This is a genomic window from Achromobacter spanius (assembly GCF_003994415.1).
In the GTDB taxonomy this organism is placed as follows: Bacteria; Pseudomonadota; Gammaproteobacteria; order Burkholderiales; family Burkholderiaceae_B; genus Achromobacter; species Achromobacter spanius_C.
The window spans coordinates 2,899,939-2,918,205 of record NZ_CP034689.1 but is presented as its reverse complement, the minus strand read 5'-3'; the positions used below and the strand labels follow the sequence as shown (position 1 = coordinate 2,918,205).

Genomic DNA, 18,267 nt, shown 5'->3' with positions numbered 1-18,267 from the left:
ATTGAAGCCGCCCACCCTCAAAACGGCACCATCACCTTCAACGTCCCGCTATGGCTGCGCACGTGCTCAGAAAACTGCCCGTCATACTGCAACCGAAAATCCACGCCTCCTGCTCGCATCACATGCAAGCCCGCCCCCACTTTCCCCACGACATCATCAATAGGCAGCGTCGTATCAAACGACCCCGTCCCGGCAGGCGCGCCGCGCAGGCGTGCGCTGGACGTCCAATCATTCTTCGACAGGAACGACACACCCGCGTACAGGAACGGCCGCAGTACCGCGCCGTCGGGCAGCTCTGCGCGTCCGCCGAATTCGATCATGGGTGACAGGCCCATGATGAACTGGTCGTTGCCGTCCACCGACAAGGCCAGCGGGTTTGATCCCGACTCCTGGTATCCCGGCATGCGGGTATAGCTGGCGTCGACATCCAGGTAGGGCTTCACATACATGTTGTCGTAAGCGAAGGTGCGGGCGGCGCGCAGGCGCGCGTTGAAGCCGTAGACGTCGGGATGGCTGGTCAGGGTGTCTTGGTATCCCGCAATGTCGATGTTGCGATCCATGCGATAGCCGCCGTAGCCGCCGCCCACTGCCGCCGAGAACACCCACTGCCCTTCCTCGCGCTTGACCACCGTGCCAACATAGCCGCTGTCGCCATCGCCGCGCACGTTGCCGTTGGTGGCGCGCACCTTGCTGTTTTCATAGGCAGCCGAGCCGCCCACGAACCAGCCCGGGCTGACTTCACGTTGGCCGCCAAACTGGTAGGTCACCGTGTCGTAGCTGAAACCCGTCGTGCCCTTGCTGCCGTCCTGGTCAGTAGAGCGGCCCGTGACCTGGCCCCAGAAGCAATTCTGCTCGCCGGTAAAAGCGTCGACGCCGGTGAACGTGGGGCACGACATCATCCCGCCGGTGAATTGCCCAAGGTTTGCGGCCGACTGCACGGCGGGCGCGGCCGTGACGCCTGGCGACAGGCTGGCCACGCTGTCTTGATAGGCGCCCGCCCCCGCGCGCGAAGCCTGGTCCAACTGGCCGAACAGCGGCGCCAGGGCCGAGTTGCCGCCAGCGTCCCAGATGCGTTGAAGGTGACCCGCCACCTGCACTTGGTTTGACTTCAGTTGCATGGCCGGCGCATTGAAGTCGGCGGCCGACACACGGATGCGCGTGTCCTGGCCGACCTGGCGCGTGGCGTAGTCGAAGACGGGGCTGTCCATGGCGTCCACGCTGCCTTGGGAACTGCCCTGCACCGTCAGCACCGTCAGCTCGCGGTCGGGCAGCAGCGCGGCGGCAAGCACGTCGATCTTGCCGTTCAGATCGCCATTGCCTTGCACCACCATTCGCGAGGCACGCATCTGGTCGAAATCCACGTCGGCGCGCAGTACGCCGCTATCGGCCTGCCGGAAATTGCCGCTTACGGTCAGGGTCTGGAATTGGCCTGGCGAGCCAATCACGATCAGCCCCGAGTTGATGACGTTGGCCTGGTACGCAACGGCCGCGTTGGCAACGCCGCCTGGCAGCACGTAGAAATTGCACGCGCTGGTGGAATCGCTGTTGCCGCAATAGACGTTGCCGGTGACGGTGCCGTAGGTGTTCAGGGTAAGAAAGGAACCCGCCGCCGTGGTGGAATCGCCATTGAACGTCAACGCCGTGTTCGACAACGCGGCAAGCGATCCGCCTGCATTGACGTTGACCACGTTGTTGTGGCCGTCCAGTATCCACACGCCCTTGCCGCTGTTGGTGCCGCCCACCACACTGCCGTTGATGTTGACCGTTACGCTCTGTTCGCTTTGTCCGCCCTGGCTTTGCGCCATGATGCCCGTGGAATCCGAACCCGTTGCGCTAAGCGTTCCGCTTTGGTTGACGGTGACGCTGCTGGCATTGCCCGCGCTGCTGCTTACCGATCCCGCAAAGCCGCCTTGCGGGCCGCCGGCCAGGCCGCCGCCACCGCCGAAGGACTGCGCGATGATGCCGTAGGAATTGGCGCCCACGGTCGACAGGTTTCCGTTAAAGGAAACCGATACGCTGCCGGCGCTGCTGGAGTTGAACGTGCTAGGCAGAAAGCCGGCCGAGTTCGTGGTGATCAGCTTTGTCGTGTCGCCCAGGATGCCGCCGCCGTCGGCGATGGACTGCGCCACAATGCCGTGCGCACCCGCGCCATGCGTGTTCAGGGTGTATTGCAGGTTCAGGCTTACCGAGCCGCCATTGGAATTGCCCCCGCCCAAAACCGTGGTGCCTACGCCGGTTGCCGTGCCGGAGGTAACGATGCCCCCGCCGCCACCGATTGATTGCGCGATCACGCCGATGGCCCGATCGCCATAGGTGTTCAGGTTCAGGCCGGTGGCCACATTGATGGCCCCACCCGTGCCGCCAACGCCGGCGCTGCCCGCGTGCAGGTTGAATTGCTGGCTGCCGGGCTTCGAGGCGGATGCCGTGCTGCCGGCCATTGCAATACCGCCGCCACCGCCAATGGATTGCAACACCAGCCCGTGGGCGCTATCGCCGTTGGTCTGGATGGAGGCATAGCTGCCGCCGGTTACCGTGACGTTGCCGCCCGCTCCGCCGCTGCCACCCGTGGCCCCAACACGCAGCGAGCCCTTGGCCAGCGGCGATCCGGTGGCGCCCATTCCGCCGCCGCCGCCGATGGACTGCATGACGATGCCCATGGCGCCATAACCAGACGTGTTGAAGCTGTTGGTGCCGTTGCCATTCAGGAAGGCATTGATACCGTTGCCCGCGCCGCCGGAGCCGCCGGAACCGCCCACCGAAATCGACACGTTGGATGTAGAAATGCTGGATGACGCGGTCGATGCGCCGCCCGCGCCACCGCCACCGCCAATGGATTGCAGTACCGCCGCGTCCGCGTAGTCGCCGAAGGTATTTGTGGAAGCGCCAAGGCTGGCGGGCGAGGAAGTCGTGCCTATCGCGCCGCCGTTGCCGCCAGCGCCACCGTTGCCGCCCACCGAAACGTTGAACTGGTACGTGGTGCCGGAATCGCCCAGCGACCCCGATGCGTTGTTCTCGCTGGTGCCACCCACCGCCCCGCCCAGGCCGCCCGAGCCGCCAATGGTCTGCACCAGCAAGCCGTCTGCATCCGCGCCATGGGTGGTGATGTTGCCGTCGCTGTTCAGAATAATGGTGCCGCCGAAGCCGCCGCCGGTACCGCCGCGGCCGACCGACACAGTGCCCCGGACATCGGTGGTGCCGTCTTCGCTTTCACTATTGACGGCAAGCCCGACCTGGCCGCCTTGCGACGCACCGCCGCCGCCGCCGATGGACTGAACCAGCACCGCGCGCGCGCCGTCGCCGTGGGTGACGACCGTGCTGGAGGGGTCGACGGTAAGCGACGCGATGCCACCCTGCCCGCCAGCCCCGCCGATGCCGCCCACGTTCGCCGTGATGGAAACGTTGGCGTCCACGTTAGGACTACGCCCGGTGGCAGAGCCCACGCCGCCCGACCCGCCGCCGCCGCCGATGCTTTGCAGCACCAGGGCGTTCGCGGAGTCTCCCCAGGTGGTGATGGTGCTGCCCGCCAGGCTAAGCATGGCAGTACCACCGTAGCTGCCCGGCCCGCCGCTGCCGCCCACCGACGACTGAACGGTGCCGCCCACGGAGTCGCCCGTGCCAACCACCGTGGACAGCGCCGAGGCGCTGCCGCCCAGGCCGCCGCCGCCGCCGATGGATTGCACCAGCACGCCCTGCGAGTTGGCGCCGTAGGTGGTCAGAATCGAGTTGTTGATGGCCGACGACGCCGAGCCACCGCCACCGCCCGTTGCGCCGGAACCGCCCATTGCAAACGTCACCGCAACCCCAAAGGACGCGTCCTCGTCCGGCACGGCAATCGCCAGGGCCTTCGCCACCGACGCGCCGCCGGCTCCGCCACCGCCACCGATGGATTGCACGACCACGCCATGCGCGTCGCCATTGGTGGTGCCCGACGACCCTGTCGTCAGGCTTGCGTTGGAAACATTGCCCACCGCGGTACCGCCCGCGCCACCGCTGCCGCCGGTGCCACCCACCGCGACGGCGATGGCAAACCCCACGCCGGCGTCGTAGGAAGACGCCGCGCCGCCGGTACCGCCGCCGCCACCGATGGACTGCGACACGATGCCGTAGGCATGGTCGCCGCTGGTATTCAATGTGTAGCCGTTCATGCCGACGGTGGACGAGCCACCGTTGCCGCCGCCTCCGCCCTGGCCACCAATGACGGCCACGCCGCTTGCCGCGCCGCCGTCCCCGCCACCGCCGCCGATGGACTGGCCCAACATCCCGATTGACCCCGTCCCGCTGGTGCTCAGCCCGCCGGACTGGCTGATATTGACCGTGCCGCCAGACACCGCCGTGCCGCCCGCGCCGCCCAACGCGATGATGCCGCTGCTGACACCCGCTGTTCCGCCGCCGCCGCCAATGGCCTGCGCCGAAATGCCGTGGGATGACTGGCCGGTGGTCGAGATCGACGATTGGCTATTGATCGTGACCGAGCCGCTGGCCCCGCCAATACCCGCATCCGCGCCAGCGTTGCCGAACAGTTCGAAGTTGCCCGTGGTGACACCACCGACGCCGCCCAGGGACTGGCCAAGAATGCCGATGGAGTCATCGTTCCGGGTCTGGATGGAGCCGCCGGTGGTGGTTACGGTGACTGCCTCGCCCGCGCCACCGCTGCCGGCGTTCTCGGGCGTGAAGTCGATGATGCCGCTGCTGGTCTCGACCCCGCCGCCCGCGCCGCCCTGGCTGATCGCCGAAATGCCGTGCGACTGCACGCCGTTGGTCTGAATGCTGGCGTTGCCGTTCATGGTGATGTTGATGGTGCCGCCGTTGCCACCGGCCGCGCCGTTGCTGTCCTCGCGGCCCGCGCCGCCATTACCGCCCAGCGTGATCACATTGACGCCAGGCAGGTAACCGCCGGAAGTCGTGACCGACGACCCGCTGTTCAGCGTGACGGCGGTCGTGGTGTTGCCGTTGCCGCCGCCGTATCCGCCGATCTCGCCGCTGGTGTTGGTGATCGTCTGCGGGCCCATGCCGCCATTGCCCCCCAGCCCGATGACGACAATGCCGCCAGACGCATTCGTCAGGCTGGTGGGCGCTACCGTCGACGTGCTGGCCACGGAGACCTGGCCGCTGTTGACGACGCTCATCGCGCCGAATTGGCCACCGGTGCCGCCGTTATCGCTGCCGTCCTCGGACGTCATGCCGTTGCCGCCCTGGCTCAGGATATACAGGCCGCGTACGCTGCCCAGGGCCGACCCGTTGACGTTCACCGATACGTTGCCGGTGTTGGTGATGATGGTGGGATTCGAGTAGTTGGTCGCCCCGGCGCTGGAGCCGCTGCCGTTGTCATGCCCCCCGTCGCCAGCGATGGATTCGGCGCCGATGCCCCAGGCATAGCGCCCGGCGGTGCCGGTGACCGAAACGGTCGCGCTGTTGTTGATATTGACGACATTGCTACCCCCGCCATTGCCGCCGTTCTGATCGCCCGTCGCCGCACTGTCCTGGTTCCCGCCCACGACACCGATGCTGGCGCCGTAGATACCCACGCCGCCATACGGCAGGTTCGACACGCTGATGTTGCCGCTATTCGTGATCGTGACGGCTGAACCGTCGCCGCCCCGACCGCCGTTGCCCCCGCCAATCACCGTATCGCTGGCGTTGGCGCCAATGCCACCGACCGAGGCGCCATAGATGCCGAACTGCGATCCTGAATCCGCCCAGATGCCGGGTCCGCTGCCTTGCCCGCTGGCGGTCGGTGCGTTCTGCACCGTGATGTTCCCGCCATTGTTGTTGATGGTGATGGTGCCGCCGTTACCGCCGTTCGTGGCGTTATTACTGGTGTCGCTGGACCCCATGCCGCCTGTTAGCCGAACGAAGATGCCGCCCTGTGGGGTGCTGGGCTGCAGCACTGCGCCGTTGTTGATCACCGTGTAGTTGCCACCGTAGTCGCCGATGTTGTCGCCGGTGCCGGCGTTGGCGGTATTGGTGACGTTCACCTGCGCCCCTGCCCCACCCTGGCTGGACGAAATGGTGCAGGTGGTGGAAGTGGAGGGATTGGTATTGACCGCGGGGCAACTCAAGGCCGCGGCGGCAGGCTGCGACATGATCAGGCCAACCGCCGTAACTGAAAGCAGCTCCAGCCAGTTCGCCGGACGCGGCAGGGATCGACGCGGTTCAAACCCAGGGCGCAAAGCGGCCCTTGCGCGCAAAGTTCGCGTTGCGGTCGCCTTCTTCATCTTCAACCCCTCGCAGCAAGCCCGTGACAACAGGCCGCATTAGTTTTCTGATTCATTCTGATGCCGTGGTTTTTATCACGCAGGCAGAGGCGCGTTTTGACGTTTCGACGAAACGCACTTTTCAGTCGACGAATCGGTGTCAGGCTTGTCAAAAAACCACAACGACAGTCCGTGCGCATCAGGCGGTCATTCTTGACGCGCAAGGTCTCAGTGACGAGCAGATGCAGCGCGCGATCCCGCTCCCAAGTTCATCAATGTGGGGCCGGTCGTTTAAGTCACGCCACATCCACCACGATTTTTCCGTAGGCGCTTGCGCGGGTGATTGCGTCGTACCCCGCTTCTGCTGATCGCAGGTCGAACCGGCGGGGATCAAGATTCGGCCTGAGCTTGCCGGCTTCCACCAGCCGCGTGGCCTCGCGCAGCATGGCGCCGTGATGGGCGCGGTGCTGGCCGGTAAGAAGCGGATAAAGCGTGAATATTCCCGAGTACGTGGCCTCGCGAAACGACAGCGGCGCCAACGCATGCGTGCCCCATCCCAACGCGCTGACGACATGCCCAAAGTGTTTGACCGCGGCAAACGCGGCATCCAGCGATGGGCCGCCAACGGTGTCAACAACCAGGTCAAAGCCCGCGCCCTGCGTCAACGAAGCCACATACGTCTCCACCGACTGCGCTTGGTAGTCGATGGGCGTTGCGCCCAGGCGCGCAACCAGATCATGGTCACGCAAGGCAGCCGTGGCAAAAACCTGGGCGCCCAAGGCGCGCGCCAGTTGCACCGACACATGGCCGACACCACCCGCGCCGCCTTGCACCAGCACGGTCTGGCCAGCTTGCAGGCGCGCGCGGTCGACGATGCCCGAATAAGACGTGATAAACGCAAGGGGCAACGCCGCCGCTTCGCGCATCGAAAGGTTCACCGGCTTGATGGCCAGCAAGTCGGCATCCACCACCGCATACTGGGCCAGCGACCCCTGGATGCCACCGACACCACCCGTCATGCCATAGACCTCGTCGCCGACGTGGAACGCGGCTACGCCGGCCCCGACTGCATCGACCACGCCGGCCATATCGATGCCCAGCACCAGGGGCAGCGGATGCTTCGCGTGCGCGGCGCTGCCGGCCCGAATCTTGGTGTCCAGCGGGTTAAGGCCGCCTGCGGCGATGCGTACGCGCACCTGGCCCTGGCCCGGCTGCGGCATGGGGATTTCGGTCAATTCAAGCGGACCGTTGTAGCGGTTGATAACAAGCGCCTGCATGGTCATGATCAACTCCTTTCTGGTGTCTGGCCCGTCGAATGAACAGGTCCGTGCCTGCATCATTGATCATGCTATAACGCATGTAAATCAACGTTTTTGCACAGCAATCAAACGAAAATGAATGACATGCATCTGGAATGGAGCGATGTCCGGGTCTTTCTGGCGATTGCCCGCTGCGGCACGCTGGGCGGCGCGGCGAAGCTCGTGGGCCAGACCCAACCGACCATGGGGCGCAGGTTGCGTGCGCTTGAGGAAGCGCTTGGGCACACGCTGTTTCAGCGCACCAGCGATGGTTTTGTCTTGACCGATGACGGCGCGGCCGTGCTGGCCTATGCCGAGCGAATGGAAGAAGAGGCGCTGGGTTTCACCCGCGTACTGGCCGGAAAGGAATCCCAGCTGAGCGGTCTGCTGCGGGTCTCTTCATCGGACTGGTTTGGCATCCACGTACTGACGCCCGTGTTCGCGCGCTTTCTGGCGAAGCACCCTGGCGTCTCGTTAGAGCTGCTTACGGATTCACGCCTTTACAACCTGGCGCGGCACGAAGCCGATCTTTTGTTTCGCATTACACCGTTCGACGAACCCGACGTGATCCAGCGCAAGCTGATGCACATCGACTACGCCTTGTATGGGCACGCCGATCTGGTGTCGCCATCACGCGGCGACGGCGACGGCTACACACTGATCAGCATGGACCGCGCCTTCGGTGCACTGCCCGACGTTGATTGGGTCAAGCGAATGCTGCCCAAAGCCAGGATCGTGTTCGGTAGCAACAACCGTGGCGTGCAGGCACGCATGTGCGCCGAAGGTTCCGGCTTCGCGGTTCTGCCGTGTCCGCTTGGCGATGCCACGCCGGGCATACGGCGCATTGACTTGGGCGAAGCGCCGCCGGGCCGCGATGTATGGCTTGGCTATCACCGTGACCTACGCCGAGTTGCAAGGCTGCGTGCCCTGCTGGACGTCACGGTTGCAGCATTGGCGTAGGCGTGAGCCAGACGCTGGGCCGTGTCATTCACCGGCCCAGATAATCCTCCACCGCACTCTCCACCGTGGGATGAAAGTGCGTGTCACTGAAAACCTCCGACAGTTCAAAGCGCTTGAGCTTGTCGCGGACCGGGTCCTTCATCTCGGCAAAATGCAGTGCGGCGCCCTGCTTGGCCAGAAGCTGGCTAAGCTCGCGCAGCATGTCGGCCGACGTCACGTCAACGCTGGTGACGGGTTCGGCGGCCACCACCACGCGCCGCACCGGCGTGGGCGACGCCTCGACGGCTTGCATCAGCCGTTGCTGAAACAGCTCGGCGTTGGCGAAGAACAGGGGCGCGTCCCAGCGGAACAGCACCAGCCCGTCTATCAGGGCGGCGTGAGGGTAGCGCTTCAGGTCGTGGTAGCCGCGCAGGTTCGGCACCTGGCCAAGCACCGCATAATGCGGGCGCCAGCCGTCCCACAGGAATTCGATGACGGCGATGACCACGGCCAGCCCGATGCCGGGAATGGCGCCGAACGCAGCCACGGCGGCAAAGCACAGCATGGATAGCCAGAACTCCCATTGCTGGATGCGATAGATGCGGCGCAGGTCCTTGAATTCGAACAGGCCGATGGCGGCGGCGATGACGACGGCGGCCAGCGCGCTGCTGGGTAAATAGCGCAGCAGGTTCGGCGCCAGCAAGAGCAGCACGGCCACGGCAACCGCTCCCACGACGCCGGTAAGCTGGGTGCGCGCGCCCGCCGCTTCGGCCACGGGCGTGCGCGATGCGCTGCTGCTGATGGGAAAGCCCTGGAAGAATCCCGCCGCCAGGTTGGCCATGCCCAACCCCACCATTTCCTGATTCGGATCCACGCGCGTGTGCGTGCGCGCGGCATAGGTGCGCGACAGCACGCTGGTATCCGCAAACGCAATCATCGCCACGGCGCAGCCGCCAAGCACGATCGTGACCCAGTCCGCGTTGCTCAGCCACGGCAACGTGAATGTTGGCAGCCCTTGCGGGATCTCGCCCAGTACGTTGACACCCCGTGCATCCAGCCGAAACAGGCTGACCGCCAAGGTTGCCAGAATCACCGCAATCAGAATGCCGGGCACGCGGTCAAAGCGCTTTAGCAGCAAGATCACCGCCAGGGTCGCCGCGCCCACCGCAAAGGCGTACCAGTTGGTGTGGCCATCGATAACCGCCCGCGTCAACAGCCACAGTTCCTGCAACGGGCCACCGCCGTCAATCGGAATCGCGAATATCTTGGGCAACTGGCTTGCCAGCACCGTCAATGCAATGCCGTTCATGTAGCCATAGCGGATGGGCTTGGACAGCAGCTCGGTGATGAACCCCAGCCGCAGCAGGCCCAGCACGATGCAGAACAAACCGGCGACGATGGCCATCAGGCTGGCCACGGCCACGGCGCGCATGGGGTCGCCCACGGACACGCTGAGCACCACCGCCAGGATCGGCGCGGCAAGCGCCGAGTCCGGCCCCAGCACCAGGATTCGGCTGGGGCCGAATATTGCATAGGCCAACAGCGGCACGATGGTGGCGTATAAGCCGTAGACGCCGGGCACGCCCGACGCCTCGGCATAGGCAATGCCCACGGGCACCAGCATCGCCGCCAACGCCAGGCCGGCGGCCAGGTCGCGGGGCAGCCAACCTGCCTGATACGACCTTAGTACCGCCACCCCCGGCAGCCAGCGCAGCCAGTGCCGGGGTGGATGGTCGACGGGCGCGGCCGTGGGCGGCGGATAAGGCATGAAACACCTTGGCGGTAGCAACTGGGGATGCATATGAAATGCGGTGACAGCGTTGAAATCCAAAGGGAAGTGGTTCGCCGTCAGTACATCAGCCAGACGATTACCGTTCCCCATGTCGTAATCAGGATATGCCCGAACGCGACGGTGCCAGAATAGCCGATGACGGCAATGGGGCTCTCGGATTTCTCCTGTACCGCGGCAAGACCCGCCATCATGGTCTGCGCCCCGGCCAGGGCGCCCAGCAAGAGCAGCGGTTCAAGATGCAGCAGATATCGCCCCACCAGCAAACCGACGAACAAAGGAACCATCGTCACCACGATACCCGCCAGCCCCGATCGACTTCATGAACTCAAGCGCGCCATGCGATATGCGGCCAAACAACGGCTTGGCCGAGTTCCGCCAACCCACCAACAAGCCCAGGATCAATGTGCTGACACTGCTGCCCAGGGCGATATGCATGCTGCCAATGGGGAACACCAGCGATATCCCCACCACCGCGCCGATGAAGATGCCAAAGCCCAGCGCAACAAATATGGCGCAGGAACACGCCGCGCACTTCCTCGGCCTGCTCGGCGATTTGACCTTCTGGAATGTCCCGTACCCGCTTCCGCTGGCGCTCTATTCCGGCGAAGGCTCCGCAACAAAATGCCCGCCCAATGCAAGATGCAGATTCACGCGCTGAACCAAGCGTTGCGCGCGGATGTGCATCAAGTCGCTCTGCACGCGCAACAGATCGCGCTTGCGCTGCAACACATCAAAATCATCGAATTGGCCGATTTGCCGTTGCACCCGCGCCAACTCCAACGCACGGAGGCTTTCGGAAAACTGACGCTGTATTGATCGTTCGCGCAGCGCCAATTGCTGTTCGCCTGTCAGGCCGTTTTCCACTTCCCCCATTGCCGTCAGGATCGCGCGGGCGTATAGCGCCAAGGCTTCGCGTTGCTGTTCGGTGCGCAGTTCCAACGTGATCTGGCGGGCCCCCCCGTCGAACAGCGGCCAGGCCAGCGACGCGCCCACCGGGAACACCCAGCTTTGCATGCTGGTGGCCAGGCCGGAATAGTCTTTCGTGAAGCGCCCCGCACCAGCGAATATCGAAATGGCCGGCAAGCGCGCGGCCTTTGCTTCCTCTGCGCCAAAGTACGCCGACACCAGGCGTTCGCGCGCGGCGACCAGGTCGGGCCTGCGGTCCAACAGGTCCAAAGGCAGACCGGGGGCAGCAGCGCCGGCGCATCGGGAATGGTCTCGTTGGCTTGCAAGGCGCCGGCGGGATAGCGTCCCAGTATCAGCTCCAATGCCCGCAAGGCCTGGGCACGCGCCTGTTCTCGCTGGGCCACCACGTCAGCGGCCGCGGCTACCTGTTCCGACCAATACGCCACGTCCATGTCGCTGACTTTGCCGATGCGGCGACGGTACTGCACCAGCTTGAGCTGCTCGTCGGTGGCGCCTTCAATTTGCTGCGCCAGCGACAGTTGGCCGCTTGCCTCCAGGGCCGCAAGCCAGCTGCGGGCGGTCAAGGCGCCGATGGACTGGCGGGCATAGGCGTAGTCCGCTTCGGCGGAACGGTATCCGGCTTCGCCAGACAGTTTCTGAGCCCGCGCCCTGCCCCACAAGTCGATTTCCCAGTTCAGCAGGATGGCGTAGCCATTGGCCGAAAACGCGCTGCCCGGCGTCGGGTCCGTGGCCGCGCGCGCGCCGATGCCGACGGTGGGCAAAAGGTCGGCGCCCGCCAACCTGGCCTGGTGCGCCGCCTGTTGCATCCTGCTGGCCGCCACCCGCAGATCAATGTTGTTGGCCAGCGCTTCATTGATCAGGGCGGTCAGCGTGCCGCCATCCGCAAAGCCGGCCCATTGCGGCGAGAACGCGGCGGCCGCTGTGCTGGCCGTCCATTGGTCGGGCACATGCGTGCCGGACATCGCTTGCTCGTACAAGGCGGTGTCCTCTGGGCGGTCCAGGTTGGCGCAGCCCGCCATGAAGGCCATGGCGCAGCACACCGTTGCAAGCATGCGTGGGGCGATCGGGCGGCGCGCTGGCATGGAGGCCCCCGTCAATGAAGCTTAAGGACCAGATAGTCGAGCTTGGCGGAGACGCGGACGATCACCTTGCGCACCATATGCAGCATCCCCAGGCTGTCTGTGTAGATGGCGGCGCGGCCTCGGGCACCCATGGCCAGCGCCGTGTCTTGCGGCGCTTCAAGGTCGATGCGCACGGCGAACTGCATGGGTGCGGCGGCGTGGGCGCCCTCGGCGGTCGTGCCGGGCAACACGCCGGATGCCTGGATTTGGCCCTGGGACGTTGCCCAGACGATTGAATCCACCTTGCCTTTGAAGACGTGGCCGGGGACGGTACGTAGCGACACCTCGACCTCATTGCCAGGCTTGACCTTCGTAAGCTGATTCTGATCGAAGAAGGCGATCACCTGCTGCGTCGTCTCGACGAACGACATGATGGGGCGTAGCGGTAACGCCGCGGCGTAAGAGCCCACCCGCGCCTGCAAGTTGATGACGTACCCGTCCGCGGGCGCATAGAGCGTGGTCTGCGCCAGTTCCCATTTGGCGGTATCCAGCTCGGCTTTGACCTGCGCCACTGCCACTTGGTCGCCGTCCACCACGGCGGATACGTTCAGCCGGACCTTTTGTTCCGCTTCGCGCGCCGCTTCCCAGTTGGCAATTCGTACCTTCAATTCACTTTGAAAACTCTGCACATCGTATTGGCTGCCCGCCCCGCGCGCCGCCAAGGCGGTGCTTTGGCGCAAGCGCATACGGGTCAATTCCACTTGCGCCAGGGCGGCTGCCGTCATCGATTGCGCCGCCGCCAAGTCGCGATCCAGCGACTGCTGGGACGTTTGCGCATCGATAAGCTTGGCTTCGAGCTGCCTGACTTTCAGTTCGTAAGGCTCGGCGTCCAGGCGCAGCAGTACGTCGCCTTTCTTGATCAGCCGATTGCCTTCCACGGGAATTTCCACCACGCGCCCGGTCACCCTGGGGACGATCTCGACCACATAGTTGACCACCCGCGCCTCTGACGATGAAGGCGTGACGACATTGATCGTCAGCACCAGCGCCACCAATCCGGCCGCGCCCACGGCGACCACGCCAACCTGCGATTGGATATTCCACGGGAGCAGCTTCAGCTTGATGAATACAAGCCAAACCACCAGCCCATACACGACCGCAATGAGCTCAAGCATTGCACCCCCTCGTCAACTAACTGTTTTGGGACCGGGCCGTGGTTCCTGTCGTGGTTCCTGTTCAGGACTGGTGTGGCTTTCTGTCTTGTTTTCGCGTGCCGTCTCGCCTTCGTTGGCGCTTATTTCCTGGTAATAGTGATCGTGCTTGTCTCGGCCGTAAGCCAGCCGGTAGCCGACCGGCTTTGTATACGCCCACAGCCAGGCAAAGGGCCACAGCATGCCCCCAAATACCAGGGACATCAGGCAGAGCGCCTTGATTGCATCGGCTTGAGGGTGATGCCGTTTTTCGGCAATGACTTCGGGCAGGACATGGAGCTTCCAGAATATCCAGATGGCCAGTATTGGCACCAGAACGAGCACGAACCAAACGAGCACATCGGCAATGGTGTCTTCCAGGTGTCCGGACACGGCATGCGCCGTAATGGGAATGAGTGCGGTCGCGATGGTTACGGCTACGACGAGTCTTGACCGCAACTTGGCAAGAAACATATAGCGCCCCTTTTTCTCGATAACGCGATTCGCGAGAACTTGAATTGCATTGTTGCCACTGACTGCTCGCAAAGTCCATGCTAATTTCGGCAAAATACCGACAGTCCCGGCGCCCGGAGGAAGGTATGAATCTTCATCATTTCGAGTCGTTTGATTCGTATGCGCAAGCGATTCTGGCAGCGCACACCCGCATATTCCTGCTGGGGCCTGGCGGTAATGAATGGCGAATCGGCCATCTTGATGTGAATGGCATCGACGTTCAACGTGGCGTCGCAACGGCGCCAAGCTTATGCGAAGCCACGGGCCGCCCCACGCACCTGACACTGCTGTTGTCGCAACCGCCTTCAAACCCGACGTGGTTGAACGGGCTGCCGTTTTCTCAGGATTCCGTCGGCATCCTGGCGCCGTCCAGAGGCTATGCCTTTCGGGCCGCGGGTTCGAATGAGTGGATCATGATTGCCTTGCCCCTCGGTTCGGACTTATTCGCGGGCAGCAGTTTGATGGCGCAGACGCTGCGGCGCTGGGCGGACGCAGAAAGCATGGTGCGTACAGACTACCTGCAGGTCGCGGCATTGCGTGATGCCGCCATCACGTCATTGGCGCCGTCATGTCCGCCGGAAATCGGCCGTCGTCTGATCGAGCAGCGCTTGTTTGATCTGATCGCTTCCCGCACCCCGGTTCAAAGGTGCCGGGGACGCCCTTCGATATCAATGTCCAAGCTGTGCGAGTCCGCCTTGAAGGTTTTTCGCGAGCAAAACGCCACCGCGCATGTCAACGACCTGTGCAAAGCCATGAGGATCAGCGAGCGCAGCTTGCGAGACTTTTTCCTGGCGTGTTTCGGCATGGGACCGGGGCATTATCTTTGCCTGCGCAAGCTGCACGACGTTTATTTGGATCTTGCCAAAAACCGCGACCCGCGAATGACAGTGGCGGATTGTTTTCTTCAGCATGGGTATGCGTATTCAACGTATGCGGCGGCCCACTACCGCAGATTGTTCCTGGAAACGCCGTCCCAGACACGCCACCGGCTGCGTCAGCAATAACGCCGGGCACGCCCGATTTCGTTCCTTACAGCTTTTCGCCGGAATCATCATGGACGTAGGGCTTTAACTGCGTTCACAATCAACGCCGGACGCCTGCACTGGTCACATTGATGCTTCCCATTGGACTCGCACAACGGGTTGAGGAGTGAAATCATGGCTAAGAAGAAGATGGCTGAAAAGAACACGGCTAAAAAGAGCACGGAAAAAAAGCAGGATGCGGAGGAAAACGGCGCGCCAGAGCAGCCCGCGTTATCGGGCAAGCGATACGAAGAGGAATTGGCGCGGCTGCACATCGAACTGGTCAAGCTCCAGCAATGGGTCGTCCACACGGGCGCCAAGGTGTGCATTATTTTTGAAGGACGCGATGGCGCTGGCAAAGGGGGCACGATCAAGGCCATTACAGCCCGCGTCAGCCCGCGCGTCTTCCGTGTCATCGCGCTGCCCGCACCCACGGATCGCGAGAAGACCCAGATGTATATGCAACGGTACCTTCCCCTCTTGCCCGCCGCCGGCGAGATCGTGATTTTTGACCGTAGCTGGTACAACCGCGCCGGGGTGGAACGGGTGCTGGGTTTTTGTACCAAGGAAGAGGCCAAGGGCTTCTTGAAGGCGGTGCCGCTGGTGGAGCGCGCCCTCACGGAATCTGGAATCATCCTGCTCAAGTACTGGCTGGAAGTCAGCGAAGAAGAACAAACGCGCCGCCTTCAAGCGCGCATCCACGACGAGCGCAAGATCTGGAAGCTATCCAAACTGGATCTGGATTCGTACAGCCATTGGTATGACTATTCGCGCGCGCGCGACGACATGTTCGCGGCCACGGATACAGGCTTGGCGCCCTGGTTTATTGCCGATTCCAATAACAAGAAGCGGGTGCGGCTGAATATCATCAGCCATATCCTGCAGAGCATTCCGTACAAGGCGCTGCCCAGGACAAAAGTGACGTTGCCCAAGCGGCAAAAGCCGCAAGGCTACCGCGAACCCACCCACACCATCAGGCAAGTTCCACAGAAGTTCTAGTCAGTGCGGTGCGGCGATACGGCCGAGACCGGCGGGGTTCCTCAAGCGGCGCAAGGATAGGAAAACAGAATATTCCCCTGCGCCGCAGTTCAAAAATTGAAGCGGCCGACGCAGACCATGCGTCGCGAGGAACGTTGAGGTGCGTGCGCTGGTCCAGGTTCAGCCCGCTGACCGTGTAGGTAACCAACTGCCCGTTACAGCCCGGGTTCGCCTTCCCATTCAAGCTGTTTACAAGCTTGACGTACTCACTGGGCGGGATTGTCTTCATTGTGGTCATGGCATCTTGCTCCCAGGTTTCGCGTGCCTATCCCTGACGGCATATCTGCATTTTATTGAGTCCGGCCGCGACGTTGCGCAAGCCATGCGGTCTGGCGAAGCAAATAGTTGACGAGGATCAACAACGATGTTGAGTCCATGCGAAATGCCATGCCGACGTGATTCATAGTGTCCACAAGACGACTCTGTCATGGACGTACCGCTGACTTTGCATGCTTCTTCGTCGCCGATTACGGGTATCCACAAAGGAGAAGGACATGACCTGGTTTGTTGCAACCTTGAAAGCCTATCCAGAGATCGCCATTTTCCTGGCGCTGGGGATCGGCTACTGGATCGGGGGCAAGAGCTTCAAGGGCTTCAGCCTTGGCGCCGTCACCGCTACCCTGCTGGTGGCGATTGGTATCGGCATTCTGGGCGTGAAGATTTCACCCAATGTGAAGTCGGTCTTTTTCCTGATGTTCCTGTTTGCGGTGGGATACGGCGTCGGTCCCCAGTTCGTGCGGGGCATTGCCAAGGACGGCTTGCCTCAAGCGATCTTTGCCGTGTTGATGGCGCTGCTATCGCTTGGGGCAGCCGCGATCGCGGCGATCCTTGCGGGCTATGACCTGGGTTCGGCCGCGGGGCTATTCGCCGGCTCGCAGACCATTTCGGCGTCGATGGGTTTGGCGACAGACGCGATCAACCGCCTGGGACAAACCCCCGAGGAAACGCAAGCCTTGCTGGACGCCATGCCCATCGCGTATGCCGTGACCTACATCTTCGGCACGGTGGGCTCGGCGATCATACTGGCGCAGATTGGCCCGAAGCTGCTGGGCATCGATCTGGTGGCGGCCTGCAAAGCCTATGAACAGAAGCTTGGCGCGGGCGGCGGCGCGGCTGACGCAACCCAGTGGTACGAATTCGAGGTGCGGGCCTATTCAGTCGCCCCCGAAAGCCCCTTCATCGGCAAGACCATTGGCGAGATCGAGGCCGGCACGCAAACGGGCTATCGCGCATTCGTGGAACGGATACGCCGGGGCGGCGCCGTCATCGAGGTGGATCTGACCACGGTGATTGAAGCGGGCGACGTTGTCGCCATTGGTGGCAAACGCAATCAATTGATCGAGCGGCTTGGCCCCAGCGGCCGCGAAGTCGAAGATGCAGAGCTCTTGGACATCAAGACCGAGGGCGTGGACATCTACATCTCGAACAAGAAAGTGGACGGCAAGCCGCTGGAAGAACTGGCCAAGTGGCCAGGTGCGCGCGGCGTTTTCCTGAAGCGTATTCGGCGCGGCCCGACCGAAACACCCATTCCCGTGCTGCCCAAGACGCAGTTGTTCCGGGGCGACGTCATTACCGTCGTCGGCCGCACGCAGGACATCAATGCCACCGCCAAGCAACTGGGCTATGTTGACCGGCCGACCACCGTGACGGACGTCGCGTTCATGTCACTGGCGATCACCCTGGGCGCGCTGATCGGCGCCATTGTGATCAACGTCAGCGGCATTCCCATCACGCTGTCCACGGCGGGCGGCGCGCTGATCGCCGGCATTGTGTTCGGCTGGTTCCGGGCGATTCATCCCACCTTCGGACGCATTCCCGAGCCCACCTTGTGGTTCATGAATTCGGTGGGTTTGAACGTGTTCATCGCGGTGGTGGGCATATCCGCCGGCCCCGGCTTCGTGGCCGGACTTCAAAAGCTTGGCATCAGCCTGTTCCTGTGGGGAATCTTTGCAACGGCGGTGCCGTTGATCGGCGGCATGTTGCTGGCCAAGTACGTCTTCCGCTTTGACCCCGCCTTGATCCTGGGGATTTGCGCGGGCTCGCGCACCACCACGGCTGCATTGGGCATGGTGTGCGACGCCGCCAAGAGCCAGGTGCCCGGGCTGGGCTACACCGTCACCTACGCGGTCGGCAACACGCTGCTGACGATCTGGGGCATGGTGATCATCATCATTCTTTCTTAGCCGACAACCTCGCCCGCTGCCTTGTCGCGCACGCGCGGCAGGCGAGCGGGAAAGCCACCAAAGGAAATGCCATGACGAGCAAAGCGGATGACAGTCAGCACTTGGACCAC

General features: G+C 63.3%; 11 protein-coding genes and 1 pseudogene. 4 read left to right on the top strand and 8 right to left on the bottom strand.

The window, feature by feature from the left end; all coding sequences use genetic code 11:
• Window positions 1-17 precede the first annotated feature (17 nt).
• Entirely contained in the window at window positions 18-6,083 is a 6,066-nt protein-coding gene (locus tag ELS24_RS30930) for an autotransporter outer membrane beta-barrel domain-containing protein (protein WP_164741251.1), read from the bottom strand.
• A 407-nt stretch (window positions 6,084-6,490) separates the two neighbouring features.
• Entirely contained in the window at window positions 6,491-7,477 is a 987-nt protein-coding gene (locus ELS24_RS13475) for a zinc-dependent alcohol dehydrogenase family protein (RefSeq protein WP_127184388.1), read from the bottom strand.
• 111 nt (window positions 7,478-7,588) lie between these two features.
• Here ELS24_RS13475 and ELS24_RS13470 point away from each other — a divergent pair, with 111 nt between their 5' ends.
• Window positions 7,589-8,452: a LysR family transcriptional regulator gene (locus tag ELS24_RS13470; RefSeq protein WP_127184387.1), complete on the top strand. Its 864-nt coding sequence runs from the start codon at window positions 7,589-7,591 to the stop codon at window positions 8,450-8,452.
• A 28-nt stretch (window positions 8,453-8,480) separates the two neighbouring features.
• Here ELS24_RS13470 and ELS24_RS13465 read toward each other — a convergent pair whose 3' ends face one another.
• From ELS24_RS13465 to ELS24_RS13440, 6 genes and pseudogenes are all read right to left on the bottom strand, one after another.
• Window positions 8,481-10,199 (bottom strand): SulP family inorganic anion transporter, encoded by a 1,719-nt coding sequence (locus tag ELS24_RS13465; protein ID WP_050446454.1) that lies wholly within the window; start codon window positions 10,197-10,199, stop codon window positions 8,481-8,483.
• 80 nt (window positions 10,200-10,279) lie between these two features.
• Window positions 10,280-10,507, bottom strand: coding sequence for a hypothetical protein (locus ELS24_RS13460; RefSeq protein WP_240669554.1), 228 nt, complete (start codon window positions 10,505-10,507; stop codon window positions 10,280-10,282).
• A 310-nt stretch (window positions 10,508-10,817) separates the two neighbouring features.
• Window positions 10,818-11,348: a TolC family protein gene (locus tag ELS24_RS31265; protein WP_240669502.1), complete on the bottom strand. Its 531-nt coding sequence runs from the start codon at window positions 11,346-11,348 to the stop codon at window positions 10,818-10,820.
• A gap of 185 nt (window positions 11,349-11,533) precedes the next feature.
• Window positions 11,534-11,956: pseudogene (locus ELS24_RS31260) on the bottom strand (TolC family protein); the annotation flags it as partial.
• Between the two features lie 287 nt (window positions 11,957-12,243).
• Window positions 12,244-13,386, bottom strand: coding sequence for an HlyD family secretion protein (locus tag ELS24_RS13445; protein ID WP_050446457.1), 1,143 nt, complete (start codon window positions 13,384-13,386; stop codon window positions 12,244-12,246).
• 12 nt (window positions 13,387-13,398) lie between these two features.
• The gene (locus tag ELS24_RS13440; RefSeq protein WP_083447333.1) at window positions 13,399-13,875 is read right to left on the bottom strand and encodes a DUF3302 domain-containing protein; all 477 of its coding nucleotides are present in this window, start codon (window positions 13,873-13,875) and stop codon (window positions 13,399-13,401) included.
• 125 nt (window positions 13,876-14,000) lie between these two features.
• Between ELS24_RS13440 and ELS24_RS13435 the strand changes: the two genes are divergently transcribed.
• The 3 genes from ELS24_RS13435 (at window position 14,001) to aspT (ending at window position 18,157) form a co-directional block, all read left to right on the top strand.
• Entirely contained in the window at window positions 14,001-14,918 is a 918-nt protein-coding gene (locus ELS24_RS13435) for a helix-turn-helix domain-containing protein (RefSeq protein WP_164741249.1), read from the top strand.
• 153 nt (window positions 14,919-15,071) lie between these two features.
• Entirely contained in the window at window positions 15,072-15,935 is an 864-nt protein-coding gene (gene ppk2, locus ELS24_RS13430) for a polyphosphate kinase 2 (RefSeq protein ID WP_205736968.1), read from the top strand.
• A 533-nt stretch (window positions 15,936-16,468) separates the two neighbouring features.
• Window positions 16,469-18,157: an aspartate-alanine antiporter gene (gene aspT, locus ELS24_RS13425; protein ID WP_127184382.1), complete on the top strand. Its 1,689-nt coding sequence runs from the start codon at window positions 16,469-16,471 to the stop codon at window positions 18,155-18,157.
• Window positions 18,158-18,267 lie beyond the last annotated feature (110 nt).

What these genes read in the sequence shown, in the direction of transcription:
- ELS24_RS30930 (WP_164741251.1), bottom strand. Translation starts at nt 6,083, where the DNA reads ATGTCGCAGCCTGCCGCCGCGGCCTTGAGTTGCCCCGCGGTCAATACC.
- ELS24_RS13475 (WP_127184388.1), bottom strand. Translation starts at nt 7,477, where the DNA reads ATGACCATGCAGGCGCTTGTTATCAACCGCTACAACGGTCCGCTTGAA.
- ELS24_RS13470 (WP_127184387.1), top strand. Translation starts at nt 7,589, where the DNA reads ATGAATGACATGCATCTGGAATGGAGCGATGTCCGGGTCTTTCTGGCG.
- ELS24_RS13465 (WP_050446454.1), bottom strand. Translation starts at nt 10,199, where the DNA reads ATGCCTTATCCGCCGCCCACGGCCGCGCCCGTCGACCATCCACCCCGG.
- ELS24_RS13460 (WP_240669554.1), bottom strand. Translation starts at nt 10,507, where the DNA reads ATGGTTCCTTTGTTCGTCGGTTTGCTGGTGGGGCGATATCTGCTGCAT.
- ELS24_RS13445 (WP_050446457.1), bottom strand. Translation starts at nt 13,386, where the DNA reads ATGCTTGAGCTCATTGCGGTCGTGTATGGGCTGGTGGTTTGGCTTGTA.
- ELS24_RS13440 (WP_083447333.1), bottom strand. Translation starts at nt 13,875, where the DNA reads ATGTTTCTTGCCAAGTTGCGGTCAAGACTCGTCGTAGCCGTAACCATC.
- ELS24_RS13435 (WP_164741249.1), top strand. Translation starts at nt 14,001, where the DNA reads ATGAATCTTCATCATTTCGAGTCGTTTGATTCGTATGCGCAAGCGATT.
- ppk2 (WP_205736968.1), top strand. Translation starts at nt 15,072, where the DNA reads ATGGCTAAGAAGAAGATGGCTGAAAAGAACACGGCTAAAAAGAGCACG.
- aspT (WP_127184382.1), top strand. Translation starts at nt 16,469, where the DNA reads ATGACCTGGTTTGTTGCAACCTTGAAAGCCTATCCAGAGATCGCCATT.